The 2,094-nt window shown below is 74.1% G+C and carries 1 protein-coding gene and 1 pseudogene; one reads left to right on the forward strand and one right to left on the reverse strand.

Going from position 1 to position 2,094, the window contains the following annotated elements; all coding sequences use genetic code 11:
- The first annotated feature begins 1 nt into the window (after position 1).
- Positions 2–1,852: an ATP-binding cassette domain-containing protein gene (locus RIF68_RS35200; protein WP_309055635.1), complete on the forward strand. Its 1,851-nt coding sequence runs from the start codon at positions 2–4 to the stop codon at positions 1,850–1,852.
- Between the two features lie 49 nt (positions 1,853–1,901).
- Here the strand turns inward: RIF68_RS35200 and RIF68_RS35205 are convergent.
- Positions 1,902–2,094, reverse strand: a pseudogene (locus RIF68_RS35205) (hypothetical protein); the annotation flags it as partial.

Raw genomic sequence — 2,094 nt, forward strand, 5'->3', positions numbered from 1 at the left:
GATGGCCGGCTCGCTGCCGCGGCAGGTGGCGGTGGCCGTCCGGCTGGCCCGGGAGGCCGATCCGCGCGCCTTCGCCACGGTCGCCCTGAGCGAGGTCACGCGCGGCGTCGCCCAGGCCGTCTCGCTGATCGCCGTCAACGCCCTCCTCGTGGAGCTGCTCTCCCCGGGCGACATCACGGGCCGGCTGCGGGCGGCGCTGCCGTCGCTCGTGCTGGTCGCGGTCCTGGCGGTGATCGGCGCGGCGTGCAGGTCGGCGTCGTCCGCCGCTACGGGCATCCTGGAGCCCAAGGCGCAGCGCGTGGCGACCGAGCGGTACCTGGGGCTGGTGGCGCGGGTGGAGCTGGAGGCCATCGAGGACGACGCCTTCCACAAGCTGATGGACTCGGCCCAGTGGGGCGCCGACTCCGCCCGCAGGATGGTCGGTTACTGCACCTCCGTGGTGACCTCCGCGATCTCCCTCGTCGCGGCGGCCGGTGTGCTCACCGTCCTGCACCCCGTCCTCCTGCCGCTCCTGACGCTCATGGCGCTGCCGAACGCGTGGGGTGCGCTCACGATGGCCCGGCACCGGTACATCAGCTGGCACCGCTTCGTCCAGCACGTCCGCGCGGCCAAGCTGATCAGCCAGCTCCTCATCAACCAGCAGGCCGCGGCGGAGATCCGCGTCCACGGTGTGGCGCCGTTCCTGCTGCGGCACTTCCGGCGGATGGCGGAGACCAGCGAACGGGAGCAGACCCGGCTCTCGTGGACCGGCGCCCGCACCCATGTGGTCGCGGACACGGCGCGCGGCGTGGCGACCCTGGCCACGTACGGCGCCCTCGGGCTGCTGCTGTGGGACGGGCGGATGGGGCTCGCCGTGGCCGGCACGGCGGTCCTCGCGATCCGCAGCGGGGCGGCGAGCATCACCGACCTCGTGCTGCGCGTCACCGACGTGCAGGAGGAGGCGCTGTTCGTCGCCGATCTGCAGACGCTGTGCGAGGAGGCCGCGCGGCGCGCCATCCCCACCGGAGGACGGGACCTGCCGGAGACGGTGGACGAGATCAGGTTCGAGAAGGTGTGCTTCACCTATCCCGGAGCGGACACACCGTCGCTGCACGAGGTGGATCTCGTCATCCCCCGGGGCCGGACCGTGGCCGTGGTCGGCAGGAACGGCTCGGGCAAGTCGACGCTCGTCCGCCTGCTGAGCGGGGTCCGGCTCCCCGACTCGGGCCGGGTGCTGTGGGGCGGGGTGAGCACCGCGGAGGCCGACCGGGCCCAGATCTTCGACCGGGTGGCGATGGTCGCCCAGGACTTCTTCCGCTGGCCCTTCACCGCCCGGGTCAACATCGGCATCGGCCGCAGCGGCGTCCCCATGGACGACGCGGGCATCACGGCGGCGGCGGCCTACGCCGGTGCGGACGAGGTGGTCGGGAAGCTGCCGCGTGGTCTGGACAGCCTGCTCGCCCGGGGCTACAAGGGCGGACAGGAGATCTCCGGCGGCCAGTGGCAGAAGATCGGCCTCGCCCGCGCCCGCCACCGCGGGGGCGCCCTGCTGATCGTGGACGAGCCCACGAGCGCGCTCGACCCGGCCGCCGAGCAGCGCGTCTTCGACCAGATCCACCGGCTGGCCGGCTCCGGCCGGACGACGGTCCTGATCACCCACCGTCTGCACAGCGTCCGGAACGCGGATCTCGTCTACGTCCTCGACGGCGGCCGCGTCGTCGAGCACGGCACCTTCGACGCGCTCATGGATCCGGTCACCGGGGCCGGTGTGTTCCGTGAGATGTACGAGCTGCAGGCCCGCCAGTTCCTGCGGTCCGGCGTACCGGCGCAGGCCTCGCCCTTCGACGCGGCCGACGGGGAGCGGTCACCGTGACGCGACCCGCCGGGGCCGCCTCACGGGGCGGCCCCGGCGGGCGCGGGCCTCAGCCCCCGGAGGGCACGGTGTCCGCCACGAGGCGGGCGAGGTCCCGCAGGCGACGCCAGTACGCGGGGTCGTCCGCCGCGGCGAGCGCCGGCATGACGCGGTCCAGTCGGTCGGCACAGCGCAGGAGGATGCCGTGGCCCCGGGCGTCGAGGGAGCCGCCGTTCTTGATCCAGGTGTGCACCCAGCCGGCG

The organism is Streptomyces sp., assembly GCF_031178505.1.
Taxonomy (GTDB): Bacteria; Actinomycetota; Actinomycetes; order Streptomycetales; family Streptomycetaceae; genus Streptomyces; species Streptomyces gulbargensis.